Source organism: Frankia sp. Allo2 (assembly GCF_000733325.1).
In the GTDB taxonomy this organism is placed as follows: Bacteria; Actinomycetota; Actinomycetes; order Frankiales; family Frankiaceae; genus Frankia; species Frankia casuarinae.
This window is the reverse complement of record NZ_JPHT01000008.1, coordinates 124,640-145,195: the sequence shown is the minus strand read 5'-3', so window position 1 is coordinate 145,195 and position 20,556 is coordinate 124,640. Positions and strand designations below refer to the sequence as shown.

14 protein-coding genes and 1 pseudogene are annotated in these 20,556 nt (G+C 69.2%); 10 read left to right on the top strand and 5 right to left on the bottom strand.

What is annotated here, in order from left to right; translation table 11 throughout:
• Positions 1 to 7 precede the first annotated feature (7 nt).
• The 4 genes and pseudogenes from ALLO2_RS08490 to ALLO2_RS26270 all read left to right on the top strand — a co-directional run bounded on the left by ALLO2_RS08490 (position 8) and on the right by ALLO2_RS26270 (position 7,635).
• Entirely contained in the window at positions 8 to 991 is a 984-nt protein-coding gene (locus ALLO2_RS08490; protein WP_023841298.1) for a 3-oxoacyl-ACP synthase III family protein, read from the top strand.
• A gap of 145 nt (positions 992 to 1,136) precedes the next feature.
• Positions 1,137 to 6,613 (top strand): annotated as a pseudogene (locus tag ALLO2_RS28120) (carboxyl transferase domain-containing protein).
• A 427-nt stretch (positions 6,614 to 7,040) separates the two neighbouring features.
• Entirely contained in the window at positions 7,041 to 7,478 is a 438-nt protein-coding gene (locus tag ALLO2_RS24170; protein ID WP_011435438.1) for a helix-turn-helix transcriptional regulator, read from the top strand.
• A 16-nt stretch (positions 7,479 to 7,494) separates the two neighbouring features.
• The gene (locus ALLO2_RS26270) at positions 7,495 to 7,635 is read left to right on the top strand and encodes a hypothetical protein (protein WP_157902460.1); all 141 of its coding nucleotides are present in this window, start codon (positions 7,495 to 7,497) and stop codon (positions 7,633 to 7,635) included.
• 185 nt (positions 7,636 to 7,820) lie between these two features.
• Here ALLO2_RS26270 and ALLO2_RS08480 read toward each other — a convergent pair whose 3' ends face one another.
• Complete coding sequence (locus ALLO2_RS08480) at positions 7,821 to 9,068, bottom strand: hypothetical protein (protein WP_131728922.1); 1,248 nt, start codon at positions 9,066 to 9,068, stop codon at positions 7,821 to 7,823.
• A gap of 1,190 nt (positions 9,069 to 10,258) precedes the next feature.
• Here ALLO2_RS08480 and ALLO2_RS24160 point away from each other — a divergent pair.
• Positions 10,259 to 11,062 (top strand): metalloregulator ArsR/SmtB family transcription factor, encoded by an 804-nt coding sequence (locus ALLO2_RS24160; protein WP_084588379.1) that lies wholly within the window; start codon positions 10,259 to 10,261, stop codon positions 11,060 to 11,062.
• Positions 11,063 to 11,384: 322 nt separating this feature from the next.
• On the opposite strand, the gene ALLO2_RS08465 is transcribed toward ALLO2_RS24160, so the two are convergent.
• The gene (locus ALLO2_RS08465; RefSeq protein WP_011435436.1) at positions 11,385 to 12,860 is read right to left on the bottom strand and encodes a glycosyltransferase 87 family protein; all 1,476 of its coding nucleotides are present in this window, start codon (positions 12,858 to 12,860) and stop codon (positions 11,385 to 11,387) included.
• Between the two features lie 112 nt (positions 12,861 to 12,972).
• On the opposite strand from ALLO2_RS08465, the gene ALLO2_RS08460 reads away from it, so the two are divergent.
• Both ALLO2_RS08460 and ALLO2_RS08455 read left to right on the top strand, forming a co-directional pair.
• Positions 12,973 to 14,256 (top strand): molybdopterin-dependent oxidoreductase, encoded by a 1,284-nt coding sequence (locus ALLO2_RS08460; protein WP_035731035.1) that lies wholly within the window; start codon positions 12,973 to 12,975, stop codon positions 14,254 to 14,256.
• Positions 14,253 to 14,738 (top strand): hypothetical protein, encoded by a 486-nt coding sequence (locus ALLO2_RS08455; protein WP_023841302.1) that lies wholly within the window; start codon positions 14,253 to 14,255, stop codon positions 14,736 to 14,738. The genes ALLO2_RS08460 and ALLO2_RS08455 overlap by 4 nt, the downstream gene beginning before the upstream one ends.
• Here the strand turns inward: ALLO2_RS08455 and ALLO2_RS08450 are convergent.
• From ALLO2_RS08450 to ALLO2_RS08440, 3 genes are all read right to left on the bottom strand, one after another.
• Positions 14,671 to 15,396, bottom strand: a complete 726-nt coding sequence (locus tag ALLO2_RS08450) for a methyltransferase domain-containing protein (protein ID WP_035730967.1) — start codon at positions 15,394 to 15,396, stop codon at positions 14,671 to 14,673. The two genes, ALLO2_RS08455 and ALLO2_RS08450, sit on opposite strands and share 68 nt — an antisense overlap.
• Entirely contained in the window at positions 15,390 to 16,097 is a 708-nt protein-coding gene (locus ALLO2_RS08445; RefSeq protein ID WP_035731031.1) for a DUF2064 domain-containing protein, read from the bottom strand. Before ALLO2_RS08445 ends, ALLO2_RS08450 begins: the two co-directional genes overlap by 7 nt.
• Positions 16,098 to 16,108: 11 nt before the next feature.
• The gene (locus tag ALLO2_RS08440; RefSeq protein WP_011435431.1) at positions 16,109 to 16,789 is read right to left on the bottom strand and encodes a glycosyltransferase family 2 protein; all 681 of its coding nucleotides are present in this window, start codon (positions 16,787 to 16,789) and stop codon (positions 16,109 to 16,111) included.
• A gap of 197 nt (positions 16,790 to 16,986) precedes the next feature.
• Between ALLO2_RS08440 and ALLO2_RS08435 the strand changes: the two genes are divergently transcribed.
• From ALLO2_RS08435 to ALLO2_RS08425, 3 genes are all read left to right on the top strand, one after another.
• Positions 16,987 to 17,763 carry a response regulator gene (locus ALLO2_RS08435; RefSeq protein WP_023841304.1) on the top strand — a complete coding sequence of 259 codons (777 nt, stop codon included), beginning with the start codon at positions 16,987 to 16,989 and terminating at the stop codon, positions 17,761 to 17,763.
• A gap of 64 nt (positions 17,764 to 17,827) precedes the next feature.
• The gene (locus ALLO2_RS08430; protein WP_035730963.1) at positions 17,828 to 18,967 is read left to right on the top strand and encodes a sensor histidine kinase KdpD; all 1,140 of its coding nucleotides are present in this window, start codon (positions 17,828 to 17,830) and stop codon (positions 18,965 to 18,967) included.
• A 105-nt stretch (positions 18,968 to 19,072) separates the two neighbouring features.
• A complete protein-coding gene (locus ALLO2_RS08425; protein WP_011435428.1) occupies positions 19,073 to 20,116 on the top strand; it encodes an SDR family NAD(P)-dependent oxidoreductase in 1,044 nt (347 codons plus the stop codon).
• Positions 20,117 to 20,556 lie beyond the last annotated feature (440 nt).

Sequence of the window (20,556 nt, the reverse complement as noted above, 5' to 3'; positions counted from 1 at the left end):
ATTAATCGTGAACACAGCCATTCTGGGAACCGGGTCATACGTCCCAGAAAAAATTTTGACGAGTGAAGAAATGGAAGATCGCCTCGGTCTCGACCGTGGCAAGATCTTCGAGAAGACCGGCATCCGCGAACGCCGTGTGGCAGCACCGCACGAGGCCACCTCGGATCTGGCTGCCCACGCCGCACGACAGGCGCTCGCCGCGGCAGGCATGCAGGCCCGGGACATCGATCTGATCGTGCTTGCCACATCCACACCCGACCAGCCCATGCCCGCCACCGCATGCCACGTTCAAGCATCCATCGGCGCCACTCGAGCGTTCGCCTTCGATATTCAAGCGGTCTGCACCGGCTTCATCTACGCGCTGAAGTGCGCCGACTCCCTACTTGCCGCGGACCCGGATTACTCCACCGCCTTGGTTATTGGCGCCGACACCTATTCGCGCATTCTTGACTACACCGACTACCGCACCTCGACTCTTTTCGGAGACGGTGCTGGCGCGGTCGTCCTCGGCAAGGTACCTGACGGACAAGGCCTGTTGGCGAGCACCCTGTACTCGGACGGGCGCAACAAGGACTTGATCCAGATCCCAGGCGGAGGCAGTCGAATACCTCCGAGCCATCTCAGCATCGAGAAACATCAGCACTACTTCATGATGAACGGCCGGGAGGTTCGTCGCCTGGCAACCGAGAAGTTGGCAGCAGTCGTGACGGAACTGTGCACGACTGTGGGTATAACGCTGCCCGACGTTGATCTCATCGTGTCTCATCAGGCGAACGGCGTGATGCTGGCCGACCTGGCTGAGAACCTGGGGCTCGCCTCGGGAATGTTGCATCTCACCGTCGGCAAGTACGGCAACACCGGTGCCGCTTCCGTGCCGATCACACTGGATGACGCTGTACGGGCCAGTCGGCTCCAGCGGGACTCCCTGCTCCTTATCGTGGCTTTCGGCGGCGGCGCGACGTGGGGTGGAGTCGCCTTGCGCTGGGCGTAGGCCCGATATCAAGCAGTCGCCGATCCCGGCGCGGTCATCGCGACCGGCCGGACGCCATCCCCACATTCCGGTCAGTCACCAGTCGCGAGGACGAACCGGCCACCCGCCAGCCGAATGATGTGTCTTGAGCAGGAAGGACTCAGCCGTGTTCCGCTGCGTCGCCATCGTCAACCGTGGTGAGGCCGCGATGCGCCTCATCCGAGCCGTTCGGGAGATAGTCGCCGAGACCGCGACAGCGATCGAGACCGTCGCCCTGTACACCGACGTCGACCGCACCGCGACGTTCGTGCGCGAGGCCGACAGGGCCTACTGTCTTGGCCCGGCCGCCGCGCGTCCCTATCTCGATCTGAGGGTCCTAGAGCGCGCGCTGGTGGAGACTGGGGCCGACGCCGCGTGGGTCGGCTGGGGCTTCGTCGCGGAGGACCCGGCGTTCGAAGAGCTTTGCGAGAGGCTCGGGGTCACCTTCATCGGGCCCAGTTCCGAGGCCATGCGTAAGCTCGGCGACAAGATCGGCGCGAAGCGGATCGCCGAGGAGGTCGGCGTGCCGGTCGCGCCGTGGAGCCGCGGTCCGGTCGAGAGCCTGGACGCCGCCCTGGCAGCGGCTGCCAAGATCGGTTATCCGCTTATGCTCAAGGCAGCCGCGGGCGGCGGCGGTCGGGGCATCCGTGTGATCAGGGACGAGTCCGAGCTTGTCAACGCCTTCGAGCGCACCAGGCAAGAGGCCGCGCGGGCGTTCGGCATCGATGTCATGTTCCTGGAGCGCCTAATTACTGGGGCCCGGCACGTCGAGGTCCAGGTGATTGCCGACGGCCAGGGCACCGCGTGGGCGCTCGGCGTCCGTGACTGCTCGGTGCAGCGGCGCAACCAGAAGGTAATCGAGGAGTCGGCCTCGCCGGTGCTCAGCCCGGAGCAGGCGGCCAACCTCAAGGCCGCGGCCGAGCGGCTGATCGTCGCGGTCGGCTACCGGGGCGCGGCGACCGTCGAGTTCCTCTACCNCCCCGGCGACAAGCAGGTCACGTTTCTCGAGGTCAACACCCGCCTGCAGGTCGAGCACCCGATCACCGAGGCCACAACCGGGTTCGACCTGGTCAAGGCCCAACTACACGTGGCCTCGGCCGGCCGGCTGCAGGGCGTGCGGCCGGTCGAGCGCGGACACGCCGTCGAGGCCCGGCTCAACGCGGAGGACCCCGACCGCGACTTCATGCCGTGCCCGGGCCACATCACGCGGCTGGAGCTGCCAGCCGGACCCGGCATCCGCGTCGACACTGGCTTCAGCGAGGGCGACACCATCCCGGCCGACTTCGACTCGATGATCGTGAAGATCATCGCCTACGGCCGCGATCGCGACGGGGCGCTGGGCCGGCTGCGCCGGGCGATTCAGGAGACCAAAGTGATCATCAATGGTGGTGTCACGAACAAGAGCTTCCTGCTGGACCTGCTCAACCGGCNCGAGGTGATCGACGCCAGCGCGGACACCGGCTGGATCGACCGCGTCGGGGACGGGCTTGTCTCGCACCGGCACTCCGCCGTGGCCCTGGTGGCAGCGGCCATCGACGCGTACGAGGAGAAGGAGCACGTCGAGCGGCAGCGGCTGCTGTTGACGGCGTTCGGCGGACGCCCGCAGGTGCAGCACGACAGCGCTCGGCCGCTGGACCTCAAGTTGCGCGACGTCGGCTACCGGGCGCGCGTGGCGCGGCGGGGCCCGTGCCGGTTCCACGTCAGCCTCGAAGCGGGCGCCGACGTCCGCACCGCTGACGTCAAGATTGACCGCTTCGATCGGCACACCGGGCAGATCGTCGTCAACGGTGCCCGGTACCGGCTACTCGCCGACATCCACGGGCCCGTCCACCTGATCGAGGTGGACGGCGTCACCCACCGGGTCAGCCGCGACGAGGGCGACGTCGTCCGCTCGCCCATGCCTGCCATGGTTATCGCCACGCCGCTGGAGGTTGGCGCCGAGATCGAGGCGGGCGCACAAATCCTGGTGCTGGAGAGCATGAAAATGGAGACGGTGCTGCAGGCGCCGTTCAAGGCGCGGGTGAGGGAATACTTCGTCTCCGTGGGCAGCCAGGTAGAGGCGGGTGCGCCGCTGCTGCGGCTGGAGCCGATCGCCGGCGCCGAGGTCGAGGACAGCCCGGCCGCCGCGGCGGCCGGGCTGGACCTGCCGACCGCGCCCGAGGAGGTCCCGGCGCGTGAGCGCACCGCGCGCGGCCTGGAGGATCTGCGCGCTTTGCTGCTGGGCTTCGACCTGCACGATGAGCGCCAGGTGCTCCACGACTACCTCGCCGCGCGTCGGGCGGCCACCGAGGAGGGCCACCAGCCGCTGGCCAAGGAGCTAGAGATCATCGAAATATTCGCCGACCTGGCCGAGCTGAGCCGGAACCGGCCTGCCCGCATGGACGTCGGCGATGAGGGCCACCTGCGCAACCCTCACGAGCACTTCCACACCTACCTGCGCAGCCTCGACGTCGAGCGGGCCGGGCTACCGGAGGCGTTCCAGGCCAAACTGGCCAAGGCGCTCGGGCATTACGACGTCACCGACCTGAAACGCTCCCCCGAGCTCGAGGCCGCGGTGTTCCGGATCTTCCTCGCCCGGCAGCCCGCCACCGCCAAGGTGGCCGCCAAGGTAGTTGCGGCGCTGCTGGAATCGTGGCGGTGGGAGCCGCCGCCGGACAAGTCCGTGCACAAACCGGTGCGTCTGGCGCTGGAGCGGCTGGTGGCCGCCACGAAGGGCCACTTCCCCGTGGTTGCCGACCTCGCGCTCGACGTGATGTTCGCCTGGTTCCAGCATCAGCAGTTGCTGCGCCGTGCCCAGGAGCGCATCCGTATCTTCGAGCACCTGCTCCACCTGGACGCCTACCCGGACGCGCCGGATCGCACCGAGCGCATCGCCGAGATGGTGCGCAGCACCGAGCCGCTGGTGCCGCTGCTGGGCCAGCGGCTGCTGCGCGGCGACCGGGATAACACGGTCATACTGGAAGTGCTGACCCGCCGGTACTACGGCAACAAGGACCTCACCCACATCCGCGCCACCGAGTACGCCGGCTACCGGTTCTGGGTGGCCGAGCGCGCGGGCTCCAGGCTCGTCTCCTGCGCAGTTGGCTTCGACGCGCTGGACGCGGCGCTGGGTGGGCTTGCGGAGCTGGCAGGCGGCGAGCGCTCCGTCGATGCTGACATCTACCTGTCCTGGGAGAACCAGCCGGCGGACTCCGACGTGATGGCGGCCGCGCTGGGCGAGGCCGCCAGCGCGCACCCGCTGCCGCCCCAGGTGCGTCGGCTCACCATCACCATCACCCCGGAGGCAGCCGCACGATGACCCACCACTTCACGTTCCGGCCGTCGGACGCCGGGATGGCCGAGGAACGGCTGATCCGCGGCCTGCACCCGTGCATCGCGCAGCGGATGCAGCTGGAGCGGCTGAGCAAATTCGACCTCACCCGGTTGCCGTCGTCAGACGAGGATGTGTACCTCTACCAGTGCGTGGCGCGGGAGAATCCGTCGGATAACCGCTTTGTCGCGTTCATCCAGGTACGCGACCTGTTTAGGGAGCACGATCATGATGGCCAGCTGGTCGCGTTGCCAGCGGCCGAGGACGCCGTGGCCGCCTGCGTCGACTCGATCCGCCGCGCGCGGTCGCGGCGACCGTCGGACAAGCGTTTCAACACCAACCGGATCGTGGTCTACGTCTGGCCGCCGAGCGACATCACCCGCACCGAGCTGGAGATGATCGCTGAGCGTGTGCTGCTGATGACCGCGGACGCCGAGCTAGAGGAGATCCTGTTCATCGCCCAGCAGCGCAGCCCGCAGACCGGCGAGCTGTCTGAGATCGCCGTGTGTGTCTCCTTCAAGACCACGGGCGCCGAGCTGACCGTTGGCGAGCCTTCGGTCGAGCCGGTCGAGCCGATCGACGATTACCGGCTCAAGGTGCTACGCGCGAGCAACCGCAAGATGATGCACCCGTATGAACTGACCGACCTGCTCGGCGACTTCGTCGAGTACGACCTCGACGACAACTGCGCGCTGGTGCCGGTCGACCGGCCGAAGGGGCACAACACCGCGGCGATCGTCGTGGGTGTGGCCACCACCCCGACCAGGCTGCACCCGCAGGGTGTCACCAGGGTCGTACTGCTCAGCGACCCGACGAAGTCGCTCGGCGCACTGTCAGAGCCGGAGTGCCGCCGCGTGATCGCCGCACTGAACCTGGCCGAGCGGAGGCGGTTGCCGCTGGAATGGTACGCGCTGTCCTCCGGTGCCCGGATCTCCATGGAATCGGGCACGGAGAACATGGACTGGGTGGGCGCGGCACTCAAGCAGATCGTCGAGTTCACCCAGGCCGGCGGCGAGATCAACATCGTGGTCACGGGCATCACCGTCGGTGCGCAGCCGTACTGGAACGCCGAGGCGACGATGCTCATGCACACCAAGGGCATCCTGGTGATGATCCCGGACTCGACGATGGTGCTCACCGGCAAGCAGGCAGTGGATGTCTCCGGCGGCGTGTCGGCCGAGGACAACTTCGGCATTGGCGGCTACGACCGAGTGATGGGCCCGAACGGGCAGGGGCAGTATTGGGCGCCGAACCTGACCGCCGCCGTGGACATGCTGATGGCATACTACAACCACACATATGTCGCCCCCGGCGAGGATGGTCCGCGGCGAGCGGAGACGAACGACCCCGTCGACCGCGACATCTCCGACTACCCTCACTCGGTGGCTGGCAGCGACTTCACCTCCGTCGGTGAGATCTTCTCCGCCGAGGCCAACCCGGACCGCAAGAAGCCCTTCGGCATCCGCCCTGTGATGGAGGCGCTGTCCGACCAGGACCACCCGGTGCTGGAACGCTGGAAGCACATGGAGAGCGCGGAGACCGCGGTGGTGTGGGACGTACACCTCGGCGGCATACCGGTATGCCTGATCGGCATCGAGTCGCGCGCTGTGCCGCGGCACGGTTTCCCGCCCACCGACGGCCCGGAAATCTATACTCCGGGCACGCTGTTCCCGCAGTCCTCGAAGAAGGTCGCACGGGCGATCAACGCGGCAAGCGGGAACCGGCCGCTGGTGGTGCTGGCGAACCTGTCGGGCTTCGACGGCTCGCCGGAGTCGATGCGCAAGCTGCAGCTGGAGTACGGCGCCGAGATCGGCCGCGCGATCGTGAACTTCCGCGGGCCCATTGTATTCTGCGTGATCTCGCGGTACCACGGTGGCGCGTTCGTGGTGTTCTCGAAGGCGCTGAACCCGAACATNACCGTGCTGGCGCTGGAGGGCTCGTTCGCCTCGGTTCTCGGCGGCGCTCCCGCCGCCGCGGTGGTATTCGCCCGCGAAGTCGACGCCCGCACCGCGGCCGACCCGCGGGTGCGCGGCCTGGAGGCCCGCGTCGCGGCTGCCACCGGCGCCGACCACACCGCGCTAACCGCGGAGCTCGACGAGCTCCGCGTCTCGGTCCACGCGGAGAAGCATCGCGAGATAGCCACGGAGTTCGACCGCCGGCACACTATCCAACGCGCGGTCGAGGTCGGCTCCGTCGACGCCGTCATCCCCCCCGCCGAATTGCGCCCGCGGGTCATCGAGGCCATCGAGGCATCAAAGCCCGTGGGCGCTGACCCCGAAAATGAGGTGAGGTGACGGCGCGCCGGGGCCCGGTGGCCGTCGAACGTGAGATCGAACGCGTTCAGAGCGGGGCGGTCCCAACCGATCGGTGCGGTCCCACCGCCCTGCCGACGCGTCTCGAACCGAGGGCAGCAATGCTTCCACCAGCTCCCATAGATCGTCCGGGACCAGTCGCACCGCGAGGCTGTTCTCCATTACATCCATGATCAGAGATGCACCCCGCGCACCCACACGAGACACGCTCTTATACGTCGCCATGACCACTTGATTCCGCCCTCAATGATCTGCCACTAACATATAGATGCTGACGCATCGACTCCTTGAGACCGCCCGGATAATCCGAATTATGTATTATCGCGGGCCGGGACTTCATCGATAATTTATCTTGATTGAGAAATTCGGATAATATTATTAATTGGATAAGCGATAGGATGAGCGATAGATGGATGAATTTTCTAGAATTTTCGCGGCCCTTGCAGACGCGACCCGTCGCAACATGGTCGAGCGACTTGTNAAAAATGACGCCACAGTAGGTGAGCTTGCCGAGCCGTATGAGATAAGTCTCCAGGCGGTCTCCAGGCACCTCAAGGTGCTTCAGGAAGCCGGCTTGATCCGCCGTCCTGGAGGTTGCCACCGCAGCCCGGTGCGTCTCGAAGAGGATGCGCTCGGCCCAGCGGCCCGATGGATCCAGGAATTTTACAGCTCTCGCCTCAGATTCAAGGACGACGATATCGCCGGAAATCTCACAGGGGTAGCTAACCCGGAGAAATTAATAGCTGTCCGGGAAAAGGAGGCGCTGACCGCGCTGGAGACCGCGCTGGAGACCGCGCTGGAGACCGTCTTCGGCAGAGCTGCAAGCCTGCCCGAAAAAGCCCTATAGCGTAAGTTGATCAGCGGTGTGTGTCCGACAGATACCGGATCCGCCCGGACCCCGGGTCGGCATGCTGCGCTTCGCGGCCTTGGCGGTCGCGGTCATCGCCGAGGACAGTGGCGCGGAGCATCGGGACGTCGCCCAGCAACGGGTGCGTCTTTTCTGAAAGCGTCATTTGTGTCTGATTGGAGTCAAGACATCCTGCCATCGGCGAGTCCGGACCTTTACGGATGTTTCAGGCACTACCAGGTGTGATCGTCGCTGGTCAGCGGCTGGTTGACCGACCGAGGGAAGCACCGGCGGGGNGGGNCTTCGTCGCCGGGNTCGTCGACTGCCGTCCAGTTCGCGGGATCATGGGCGACGTTGGTGCCCTTGTCCCAGACAGGTCACGGAGGCCCTGCGGTGGCGGTTGCGGTGACGGTGGAGCGCGTCGGTGAGGACGGCGGCAGGGTCCCGCTGGACCCCGAGACCGCCGCTCTGCTCGCGGGTCCGATCGAGCGGTGCTCCTCGCTGATCGGCTGGGCGGTCGACGGCGCCGCCGCCCTGGATCACGGCGACCGGGAGAAGACGCTCGAGACGGACGGCCGCGAACTGCTGCGCACGCTGCTGGAGACCACGTTCGCCCTCGACGCCGCCCGCGAACAGCGCGTCAGCCACCTGGTGTCCGCGGCCGGGATCCGCCACGGCGGCGTCGAGAAGAGCCACGACCGGGGCGTGATCAGCGTCTTCGGCCCGGTCCGGGCGTCCCGGCTCGCCTACCGCAACCGGCGCGAGGCGAACCTCTACCCGGCCGACGCCCGCTGGGCGCTCGCCGACGACGCCTACTCGCTGGGGATCCGCGCCCTGGCGGCCTTCCACCTCGGGACCAGCGGCTACGGGCAGGCCCAGCAGGTCATCACCGCGAGGACCGGGGTCACCATCGGGCGCGCCCAACTCGCCCAGCTCGCCCACGACCTGGCCCGCTGGGTCAGCGACTTCTACGACCTGCGTGCCGCCACCGCGGGCGACCTCGCCGCCGGCGACGTGCTGATGACGCAGGCCGACGGCAAGGGCATCGCGCTGCGCCCCGAGCACCGCACCACCGCCAGGAGCGACGCCACCCATCCCGGGATCAAGAAGATGGCCGAGATCGTCGCCGTCACGACCTTCACTCCCGCCGTCCGCCAACCCGAGGACATCGCCGCCCCACCCGCCCGCCGCGCTGAACGCCCCGGACCCACCGCGCGCGACACGTGGGTCTCCGCGTCGATCACCGACGACATCCCCGCCGTGATCGGCCGGGCGTTCGACGAGGCCGACTGGCGCGACCCCCTGCACCTGCACCAGCGGATCTTCCTCGTCGACGGCAACAGGCAGCAGATCACCGCCATCGGCGAGCACGCGCGCACCCGCGGCCTGACCGTCCCGGTCATCATCGACTACATCCACGCCGCCGAATACGTCCGCAAGGCCGCCCGTCCAGCTCAACCGCGGGAAGACCCCCACCGAGGTCAGCGACTGGGGCGACGGGCAACTACTGCGCCTCCTGCACGGCCGCGCCAAGCCGGTCGCCGCCACCCTCGCCTCGCTCGCCGCGAAGCGGCGGAACAACCCGCGCACCCGCGACCAGGACCTCGCCGACGTCGACCGGGCCGTGACCTACCTGACCAACAACCACCAGCACATGCGCTACGACCAAGCCCTCGCCAACGGCTGGCCGATCGCCACCGGCCTCATCGAGGGCGCCTGCCGCCACATCATCGAAGACCGGTTCGGCCTGACCGGCGCCCGCTGGTCCCCCGACGGCGCCGAGGACATCCTCAAGCTCCGCGCCGTCGTCATCAACGGCGACCTCAACACCTACCTGACCTACTACAAGCAGCGCTACCTCACCGAGCACCACCTCGCCCGCTACGACCCCGCCAGCATCCCCGACCTCGGACTCCACCCTGCACGACCGGNATGACCCGGAATCACCAACCTCTCAAAAAGACGCACCCCCCAGCAACTCCTGCGCAGAGCCGCCGAACTCCAAGAGTAAACGGCGCGGGGGCCGAGGACTCGTCGTAGGGCGGCTCGTCTCACCGCGGGCCGCCCGCGGCTGGGTCGAACCGGACTACAAGCAGGTCAAACACGAACTGGGCTGGGCCGACTNCCAGGNCCGCNCCNCCNCNGCGATCGCCCGCCACTGGACCCTGGTGAACTGCGCGTTCAGCCTGTGCTGGCACGACACCCCCGCCAAGCCGCCCGCACCCAGCCCAGCCGGCGACAGCCCGCACCCGGTCCGTCCTGGCACACCGCCCCGATGCCCCACACCCCGCGAACTGATCGACACGCTCGCCGCCGGACACCAGCTCTGCCTCTACCTACCCCCGTAGATCACAGATCACGAACTGCCCATCACAACAAACCACCGCCAGTTGCCTCGATGATATGCTAACATCTATAGCTGTCGATGCACCGACCTCTTGAGGCCGCCCGGATAATTCGCATGGTCAAAACTGAGACAGAAGATCTCTGGCCGTCTGCGCTCGCTCGCTGGGATCCGCCACTTCTGTGCTCTGCACAGCTATCTTCGACAGCCCGCAAGAACGGCCTCGGCGCGCTCGACGCCCTCGCTCGTCTCACCACGGGCCGCCCGTCGCTGCCCGAAAACAGCCCAGCCCTCACCGCCGCCGCGCAACCATCCGTCACTGTCAATCAAGCGGCACCTCTGGCCAGTTACATCTGAATATGTATTATTCGCAGGCCGAGACGCCCGATTGATCTTGATTGAGAAATTTTGATAATGTTGTTGATTGGGTACGATTATGACTGAATATTCCAAAATTTTCGCGGCTCTTGCAGACGCGACCCGTCGTAACATGGTCGAGCGACTTGTCGAAAATGACGCCACAGTCGGTGAGCTCGNCAAGCCGTATGGGATAAGCCTCCAGGCGGTCTCCAGGCACCTCAAGGTGCTTCAGGAAGCCGGCTTGATCCGCCGCCCTGGAGGTGGCCACCGCAGCCCGGTACGTCTCGAAGAGGATGCGCTCGGCCCAGCGGCCCAGTGGATCGAGGAATTTTACAACTCTCGCCTCAGATCCAAGAACAACGATATCACCGGAGAGATCATAAGGACAGCTAACCCGGCCCCGGGAGAATTCGTAGTTGTCCGAGAATTCCCGTTNCCCCTAAGGCAGCTGCACCGTATCCGAACGGATCCTGAGCTGTACGTGCAATGGATTTCGCCGCCTGAGACGCAGGTCAGGATCATGTTCTGGGACCCCAGACCTGGTGGGCGTTGGCGCCTCCGTTTCATCGGGGACTCGAAGGTCGATATCTACGGCACCTTCCACGAGTACGACCCTGGCTGGATCGTGCAAATGTTTACAATTGGCAATAAAACCGACAATCTCGCAATCTCGAGCCAGCGGGCCAAGGATGTCGGCGGCGACGAAAGCAGGATGTCCTTCAAAGTGACGACCGACAATCTCGAGGTCTGGGCGGACTTCAGACGCCGCTGCTACCCCGAGACCGAAACCAACGCTTCCGATATCCACGGGGAGGTGGAGGCCGAGATCAAGGAAGCCTTCGGCAGAGCTGCAAGCCTGCCCGAAAGCGATGCAGCGTAAGTTGATCAGCGGTGTGTGTCCGACAGATACCGGATCCGCCCGGACCCCGGGTCGGCATGCTGCGCTTCGCGGCCTTGGCGGTCGCGGTCATCGCCGAGGACAGTGGCGCGGAGCATCGGGACGTCGCCCAGCAACTCCTGCGCAGAGCCGCCGAACTCCAAGAGTAAACGGCGCGGGGGCCGAGGGCTCGTCGTCTTCAGGGAAGGGCCTTCTCAATCCAGTCCCTGATCGTGGCGTGGCGGGANCCCAAGCGNCCCACNCCCGCGCCGACCAAGCTCTGAGCAGGGCCTCGTACTCGCCGGCCTCGTCAACGAGCCCGCCATTACACCCTCACCTGCCCTTCAGTCCCTGCGCCCGGTGACGACTCGGGCCGGGGTTCGACGACGGATCGGGCCGCGGGTGCGGCAGCGCGCTCGTCGACCGCCAGCCGTCGGCCGGTCCACCGGCGCAGACCGGTCGCGGCGAGCACGACGCCACCACCGACGGCGTAGGAATACACCCGCAAAGTCCACGCGTCACCGGGCAGATCCGTGAACAGCGAGACGTAGACGGGGTGCGCGGCCGCGGCGACGGCGAGCCATTCCAGCCGCCCGGCGATGACGGCGAGCGCCGCCAGCAGCACCCCGTACCAGGGCTGGACCGGGGTCGCGACAAGGAACGCGGCACCGACCAGCCACAGCGCGGCCCGTTCGACGGGAACCCGCTGTGGATCGGTCCGCAGCACGGCGACCGTGACCGCCGCCAGCAGGGTGGCCGCTGCCGCCTTCGCTGCGGATCCGTCCAGGTGCAGCAGCCCGGCGAGCAGGAGAAAGCGGCTGCCCTCCCCGTAGCCCTCGACGTCGAGGTACTGCGGGAGGAAGCCCAGCGCCTGTGTGCCGACGGCGAGGATGTGCGGCAGGTAGGACAGCACGACCACCCCGGCGGCGGCTCCGACGAGCGTGACGGGCCGGCGCCGGGCCGCCGCGGGCAGCAGCAACGCCGGGTACAGCTTCACCGCTACCGCGCCGCCGAGCAGCGCCCCGGCAACCCCCGTCCGCAGCGGGCGGGACCGGGCGGTGAGGACCGCCAGAGCGCTGAGCGCCAGCACGGCCCCGAGGACGTCGACGTGCGCATCGGAACCGATCTCCAGGCCGGCGAGCGGCGAGAACGCATAGAAGGCCGCGTGGCGCGGATCGCGGCCTCGCGCCACCAGCATCCGCATCATCAGCCCGACCAGCGCCAGGGACATCAGCGAGGCGTAGAGCTGGAGTTTGTGTTCGCGTGGCGGCCCCGGCAGGACATGAACGGCGGTGAAGTACGCCTGCGCCACCGGCGGGTAGATGGTGTGGGCGCGCGGGTAGTTCAGCCGGATGCAGTGCGGGCCGCGCCCGATCGCCGCGCATCCGGCCGGATCCGGGAACAGCCAGCGATCGCGCAGCCGGGCCAGTTCCGGAGCGAGCGGGCCGTACCGGTAGGGGTCGATCCCGGCGGCCTGGACCCGACCGTCCCAGGCGTAGCGGTACAGGTCGTCGGAGAGCTGCGGGCCGGTGGTGGCCGCTACGGCGTGGATGGCGACGATTCCGCCGAGCAGCATGGCGACGGCCAACCGGCGCGGGGCCGCGTGTACCAGCAGCGCGGCCGTGGCGACACCGAGCGCCCACCAGAGCATGACGGGGTAGAGCACCCCTGCCCGGCCAGGCAGGTATCCCGGCGCCGCAAGGACGGCGCACTGCGTCGCGAGCAGACCCGCGAGCCCGACACCCGCCCCGACCAGGGCCAGGGCGGGCCTGAGGCGTGGCGCGGCGCGGGTTCTGGGCATGGTCCCGAGACTGGCAGGCGCAGCGCCGGCGCGGGAACACCGCGCCGGGCCTTCCTCGTTCCGTAATGCCGGTCCTCGGTCGCGAGTGGTCCCGGCGACCTACCGTGCATTCGTGCGACAGTTGCCCCGCTGGTTGCCCCGCCGGTTACCTCGTCTGCTGACCGAAAAGCTGCCGGAACCACCCCCGGTCCTGCGGCGCGGCCCCCTGCGCGAAAACGCATTCCCCAGTCGGCTGCACGATCCACGGATGGCGGCTCTCCTCGGAGTCTGGCTCGGGATCGCCTTCGGAACATGCTTTCTGACCGGGCTGGTATCGCATTTCATGCAGCATCCGCCGTCCTGGCTGGAATGGCCTTCCCGACCCGCCTGGCTGTACCGGGTGACCCAGGGCCTGCACGTGACCACCGGACTCGCGAGCGTCCCACTGCTGCTGGCGAAGCTGTGGACGGTGTATCCGCTGTTGTGGGAATGGCCCCCGATCCGTTCCGTCGCCCATGCGGTGGAGCGGATGACGATCGTGCCGTTGATCGCAGGGGCGATCTTCCAGCTCAGCACGGGCATCGCGAACATCGCGCAGTGGTACCGGTTCCACTTCTTCTTCACCGTGACCCATTACTGGGTCGCCTGGATCACGATCGGCGCGCTGGTCCTCCACATCGTCGCGAAGCTCACCGTCATCCGGGCGAATGTGGGCCGTCGCCGCCATGAGCGCGCGCACCTGGCCGCCGCCACCATGGCCACCACCACCATGGCCACCACCACCATGGCCACCACCACCATGGCCGGCGCCGCCCCGGGGACGGGCGGTCTGACGCGGCGCGGCCTCGGCCTCGCGACGGGGACCGCCGCNGGGGTGATCGTGGCGACGACCGCCGGTCAGTCGGTTCCGGGCCTGGCCCGGCTGGACCTGCTCGCGCCGCGGCGGCCCGACATCGGCCCGCAGGGGCTCCCGGTGAACCGCACGGCGCGAGCCGCGCGGGTCACCTCCCTCGCCCGTGACCCCGGGTACCGGCTGGAGGTGGTCGGTCCGCGCCGGGTGGTGTACACCATCGAGGAGCTGCACGCGCTGCGTCGGTACAGCTCGAAGCTGCCGATCACCTGCGTCGAGGGATGGGCCGCGGACGCCACCTGGCACGGGCCGCGGCTGCGGGATCTACTGGACGCCGCCATGATCCCCGCCGACGCGACGGTCCGGGTCGAGTCCCTCGAGGCCCGCGGGGGCTACCGGGCAAGCGACGTCAACCCCTCGCACGCCCGGGACTCGTTGACCCTGCTCGCGACCGGAGTGAACGGCGCCGACCTCGACCTCGATCACGGTTATCCGGCCCGGCTCATCGCGCCGAACCGGCCCGGGGTCCTCCAGACGAAATGGGTACATCGGGTGGTGATGGTATGAACGCCGTCGTGCTGCGCGGTGTCGCGGTGGCGGCCGGGCTGGCCGCGATCGGTTACGGGGTCGACGGCGTGCTCACCCACCAGCAGGCCACCCGGCCGCCGAACACCGTGGTCTGGCTGATCGGCGGGGTCCTGGTCCATGACGCGTTGCTCGTGCCCGCGACGATGCTCGTCGGCTTCCTGCTCACCCGGTTGGTCCCACCGCCCTACCGGTCCGTCGCACAGGGCGCACTGCTGGTGAGTGCGGCGGTCGCCCTGTCGTCGCTACCGCTGTGGCGTGGCTACGGCGGGGACCCTGGGAACCCGACGGTGAACCCGCTGCCGTACGGACGCAACCTCGCGCTCGTTCTCGCAGTGGTCTGGGCCGGCGCGGCGGCCCTCATGGTGAGTCGGGCGGTCCGCGCCCGGCGGGGAATCATCCAGTCGGGAGACGCCGGCGCAGCGCGGCGAAGTGCCGACCGGCGTCGCACCAGGTCCGGGTGATCAGCNGTCCGGCGTCCGGCGCGATGCCGGTCAGATCGTCCCCGTCCACCAGGCACCAGGAGAAGGGCCGCGACACCCGGCCGGTCGCGTCCTCCAGCCGGACCCGCATCGGACCGGTCTGGGTGCCCGGCGGTTCGAGTTCGACGAGCACCCGGCCGGAGGGGGCGAGGAGTTCCCCGGCCCGGCGCAACAACCGGGTCGGGTCGCCGCCGATGCCGATGTTTCCGTCGGCAAGCAGCAGCGCGACCCATCGTCCCTCGGCAGGCACCCGGCCGAACACGTCCCGCCGTAGTGCCGGCACACCGGCCCGCCGGGTAAGGTGCACCGCGAACGGCGCGACGTCGATGCCGAGGGCCGGCACCCCGCGGGCCGCGAGCGCGGCCGCGAGCCGGCCGGGCCCGCAGCCGACGTCGAGGGTCGGGCCGCCGCAGTGACGCAACAACGACAGATCCCCGGGGGACAGCGCCCCGGTGGACCAGGTGGACCAGGTGGGCGGGGTCGACGCCGCCGGGGACAGGGTGCCACGCCAGCGGTTCACCGGCAGCGGGTCGCGTCGCCCGTCGGGACGGCGCATCCACAGCTGTCCACCGGCGGAGCGCAGTCCCGCCTCGTAGACGGTCGTCGGTCCCCACCGGCCGTCGGGGACGCCGGTCAACACGCGGTGGCCCGGCCGGCGGCGATGCGATCCCCGTGCGTGGCGCGCAGCGCCGCGGCGAAGCGTCCACCGGGCGCGAGCCGGGCGACCGCGTCGGCGTCGGCCATGGTGTCGACGTCACGCACCGTCGGCAGGGTTGTGACCGTCAGGCCGGCTTCGGACAGGCGGGCCCGCTGCCGTGCGCCGGTGTCCGGGCGCGAGGTCGGCACGCCACGGAGAAGATCGCCGTCGGGGGNGGTCAGGCCGAGTGCCCACCATCCCCCGTCCGCGGCGGGACCGAACACCGCGTCGGTCGCGTGCAGCGCGTGGCAGGCGGNGGCGAGCAGGGCTGCGGTCACCTGGGGAGTGTCCATCCCGATGAGCAGGGTCGGCTCGGTGCCGGCGTCGAAGGCGGCGGCGAGCCGGACGTCGAACGGCCCCGACACCTGCGGCATCACTTCGATCGCGATTCGTCCGCCCGGGGTTCGTCCGCCCGGGGTTCGTCCGGCCGGGATTCGTGCGAACGAGGTCTCCAGCCATGGGCCGACCGCGCCGTCGAGGACGAGGACCGGGCGCAGTGCGTCGAACCCGGGCAGGCGAGTCAGCTCCTCAACCGCGGCCAGCGTGTCCGCGAGCGCGGCCGCCGCGACGGCCGCCGCCTGGTCCGGGCGCAGGGGCGGCGTGAGGCGGGTCTTGACCCGCCCAGGTACCGGCTCCTTCGCCATCACGAGCAGCCTCACCGGAGGCTCGCCAACAGGGCGGACATGTCCCGGGCCGTCCGGGCGGCGCCGAGCGGTGTCCCGGTCACCTTGGAGCGCCCGACCCGAGGGGTGTAGGCCACGTCGGTCTCGACTATCCGCCAACCGGCCTGGGCCGCCCGCAGCAGCAGTTCCAGCGGATAGCCGAACCGGCGGTCGGCGACGGGCAGTCGGAGCAGGTCCTCCCGGCGGGCCACCCGCATCGGGCCCAGATCATGGACGGGAACGCCGTGCCGGCGCAGCCGCCCGGCGACCACCGCGTTCCCGAGTCGGGCGTGCGGCGGCCAGGCCCGCATCGAGGTCGGGCGACGGCGACCGAGAACCAGATCGGCCCGGCCGGCCAGCAACTGCGTGACGAGACCGGGAAGCTCGGCGGGGTCGAGGGATGCGTCCGCGTCGCACACGCCGACCACGTCGGCGTCCGCAGCGAGCAGCCCGGCGTGCACGGCGGCGCCGTAGCCGCGCTCGGGCACGTCAACGACGACCGCCCCGCGTTCCAGCGCCACCTGGCGGGAGCCGTCGCGCGATCCGTTGTCCGCGACGATCGGCCGATAGTCGACGGGCATCCGGTCCAACACCCAAGGTAACGCCCCGGCCTCGTCCAGGCAGGGCAGGACGACGTCGACGGAGGCCCCGATCCCACTACGTTGCGTGAACATGATCGGGACTGTAGTGCCGTCCGCGCGTGATCAACCCTTACGAAACAAGGAATGCCCGGGTCCCGTCCGGCGGCTCGGCACGGACACGACGACGAGCACGACGAGCACGACGAAGCGGAGCATTACGAAGCGGAGACATCCGAACCGATCATGGCCGGGACGGCCGTCGCCTTACCTATCGTGGCTGGGTGGCCCGTGTGCTCGTCGTTGACGACGACGCCCTCGTCTCCGAGGTGGTTGACCGCTACCTGCGCAACGCCGGCTTCGACGTCGACCGCGCCGCGGACGGACCCACGGCCCTGCGGGTGGCCGAGACAACCCCACCGGACCTCGTCGTCCTCGACCTGATGCTGCCCGGTCTCGATGGCATCGAGGTGTTCCGCCGGCTCCGGGCGCACCGACCGGTACCAGTGATCATGCTGACCGCACGTGCCGACGAGTCGGATCGCATCACCGGTCTGGAGATCGGCGCCGACGACTACGTGACCAAGCCGTTCTCGCCGCGGGAGCTGACCCTGCGCGTGCAGTCGGTGCTGCGGCGGGCGAACGAGACGGTGCCGGGCGCGGAAGCCGGCGTCCTGCGGGCCGGCACCCTCGTCGTCGACGCGGCCGCGCGGACCGCCACCCGGCACGGGGTTCCGCTCGGGCTGACGGTGCGCGAGTTCGATCTGCTGGCCTTCCTGCTGCGCCGGCCCGGCCGGGCCTTCACCCGGGGCGAGCTGCTCGAACACGTGTGGGGATGGAGCTATGGCGACCCCTCGACGGTCACCGTGCACATCCGTCGACTGCGGGAGAAGATCGAGGATGATCCGACCGCGCCCCGGATGCTTGTCACGGTGTGGGGGGTCGGGTACCGCTACGATCCCGGCACCCCGCGCCCCGACAGCACCCCGCGCCCCGACAGCACCCCGCGCCCCGACAGCACCCCCACCGGACAGGTGGCGGCACCGGACGAGGGACGACACCGAGGATGAGACCCGAGGCGGTGCGGCGGGACGACGACCCCACGGGCGGGCTGCGAGCGAGAGCGAGGCCCCGATGAACGCCGACCTGGAGGTCATGGGGATCGCGCTCGGCTGTTCGACGGCGGCCGCGCTCACCGGCCTGCCGTTGCTGCGGGCGCTCCGGAGGCGGCCATTGTGGGCGACAGCAGCGTCATTGAGCGTGATACCGGTCGTCGCGGTGACGGTGGGGGTCGCCGGCACGGCACAGGCAATGTTCCTCTCCGATCATGACTTGCGGGTCGTGCTCATCGTGGTGGTCGTGTCGGCGGTGGTGGCGTCGGCATCCGCGGTGCGCCTGGGTGGCCCGGTCGTGGCGGCGATCGGGACGCTGACCCGGGCGACGGCGGCCCTGGGCGAGCCGGGCTATCACGGCGCCGACCGTGTTCCGACCGCCGAGCTCGGCGCGCTGGCGACGACCCTGGACGCGACCCATGTCCGCCTCGTCGAGGCGCGGGAACGGGAACGGGCACTGGAGGCAAGTCGCCGCGAGCTGGTGGCCTGGATCAGTCATGACCTGAGAACCCCGCTCGCGGGAATCCGGGCGACGGCCGAGGCCCTGCAGGACGGCCTGGTCACGGACGCCGAGACGACGGCCCGCTACCACCGGCTGATGCTCGCCGACGCCGAGCGGCTGACCGGCATGGTCGACGACCTGTTCGAACTGGCCCGGCTGCAGGCCGGTGCGCTGCGGCTGAGCCTGGAGAAGGTGCGCGTCGCCGACGTCGTCTCGGACGCGATCGCCGCGGTGGACCCGATCGCGCGGGCCAAGGGAGTCGTCGTCAACGGGNGGGCCGACCACGCCGGGTACGTTGACGCCGACGCGGCCGAGGTGGGGCGCGTGCTGACCAATCTCCTCGTCAACGCCATCAGGCACACCCCCGACGACGGAACGGTGGAGATCACCGCTACCGCGGACGCCGACCGGGCGGTCTTCGCCGTGGCGGACCGGTGCGGCGGCATCCCGCAGGAGGAGCTGCCCCGCGTGTTCGACCTCGGATTCCGGGGCGAGTCGGCCCGGACCCCCGGTGGTGACGACCATCCGCACCAGCCACGGATGCGGTCGGGGATCGGCCTCGCGATCGTCCGTGGCATCGTCGAGGCGCACGGGGGCGACGTCACCGTGCACAACCATCGGGAGGGCTGCCGCTTCGTCGTCGCGCTCCCCACGTCCTGACGTCCGGACGCCGCCCGGGGTTGCGACGGCACGGGCCGGGCCGGGCTGGAGACGTTCCGTGGTTCGTAAGATCCGGCGCGTCCCGGCACCGTTAGCGTCAGCGTCATGCGGGTTCTCGTCACCGGTGGCGCCGGCTTCATCGGTTCTCACGTTGTTGACGCGCTGGTCGCGGCGGGCGACGAGGTCAGGATCCTCGACGCCCTGCTTCCGGCGGTGCACCGGACGAAGCCCCAGGTCAACAACGCCGCCGAGATGATCGTTGGGGACGTGACCGATCGGGACCAGGTCGCCGAGGCACTGAGCGGGATCGATGTCGTATGCCACCAGGCCGCCATGGTGGGTCTGGGGGTTGATCTGGACGACCTTCCGGCGTATGCCACGAACAACGATCTCGGCACCGCGGTCCTGCTCGCGGCGATGGCCCGCGCCGGGGTGGGGCGACTGGTCCTGGCGAGCTCCATGGTGGTCTACGGCGAGGGTGGTTACCGCTGCCCGACGGACGGACCAGTGCGCCCCGGACCACGGCAGGCCGCCGAGCTGGACGCGGGCCGTTTCGAGCCGCCGTGCCCACGGTGCCACCGGCCGCTCGCGCCCATCGTGGTCCACGAGGACGCCCCCCTGGATCCCCGCAACGCGTACGCGGCGACCAAGGTCGCCCAGGAGCATCTCGCGGCGGCGTGGGCGGCGGAAACCGGCGGAACCGCCGTGGCACTGCGCTACCACAACGTCTACGGTCCGCGGATGCCCCGGGACACCCCCTACGCCGGCGTCGCGTCGATCTTCCGCAGTGCGCTGGAACACGGGCGGGCCCCGCGGGTCTTCGAGGACGGCCGGCAGCTGAGGGATTTCGTGCACGTCCACGACGTCGCGCGGGCTAACCTGCTGGCGTCCGGCCAGCCGCAGGCACCTGGCCGGCTGGTTCCCCTCAACATCGGCTCCGGTGATCCCCACACCGTCGGGGACATGGCGGACGCGCTGGCTCGTGCCTTCGGCGGTCCGAGGCCCGTCGTGACCGGCACCTCCCGGGTCGGCGACGTCCGCCATATCGCAGCCTCCTCGGCCCGAGCAGGCGATCTTCTCGGCTACCGGCCGCGGGTCGACTTCGCCGAGGGGATGCGGGCCTTTGCCCATGATCCGCTGCGGGACTGAGATTCTCCCCGGGTCCGCAATCCTCCCCGGGCCCGCTCGGGGCAGACCCACGAAGGACTAATCCCCGCCGACCATCTTCATGAGATCGAAGATGCATCCGCCGAACACGCTGCCCGTGAACGCTGCCCGTGAACGTGCAGGACGCGAACGTCACGTCAAAGAACGAGCACCGAATGAAGGTGCAGGTGGTGAAAGCAGTGTCCGAATAGACTGATGCGCTAAACCGGACCCCCGGAAAGTGCACTCGGTCAAATCCACCGCACGAAGAAAACATGATCATAGCTCTGGCCAGACCGATCCCCGCCGTCGGGGCCCAGGGACCGGGTGGTCGTCCGCGTCCGCGGGGCCGGTTCGCCGTATTTCCGTTCGGCCCTGCGCCGCCGCCTTCCGGTCAGACACGATCTTCAGTGCCCACCCATGGTCGCACTCCGAACTGGGCG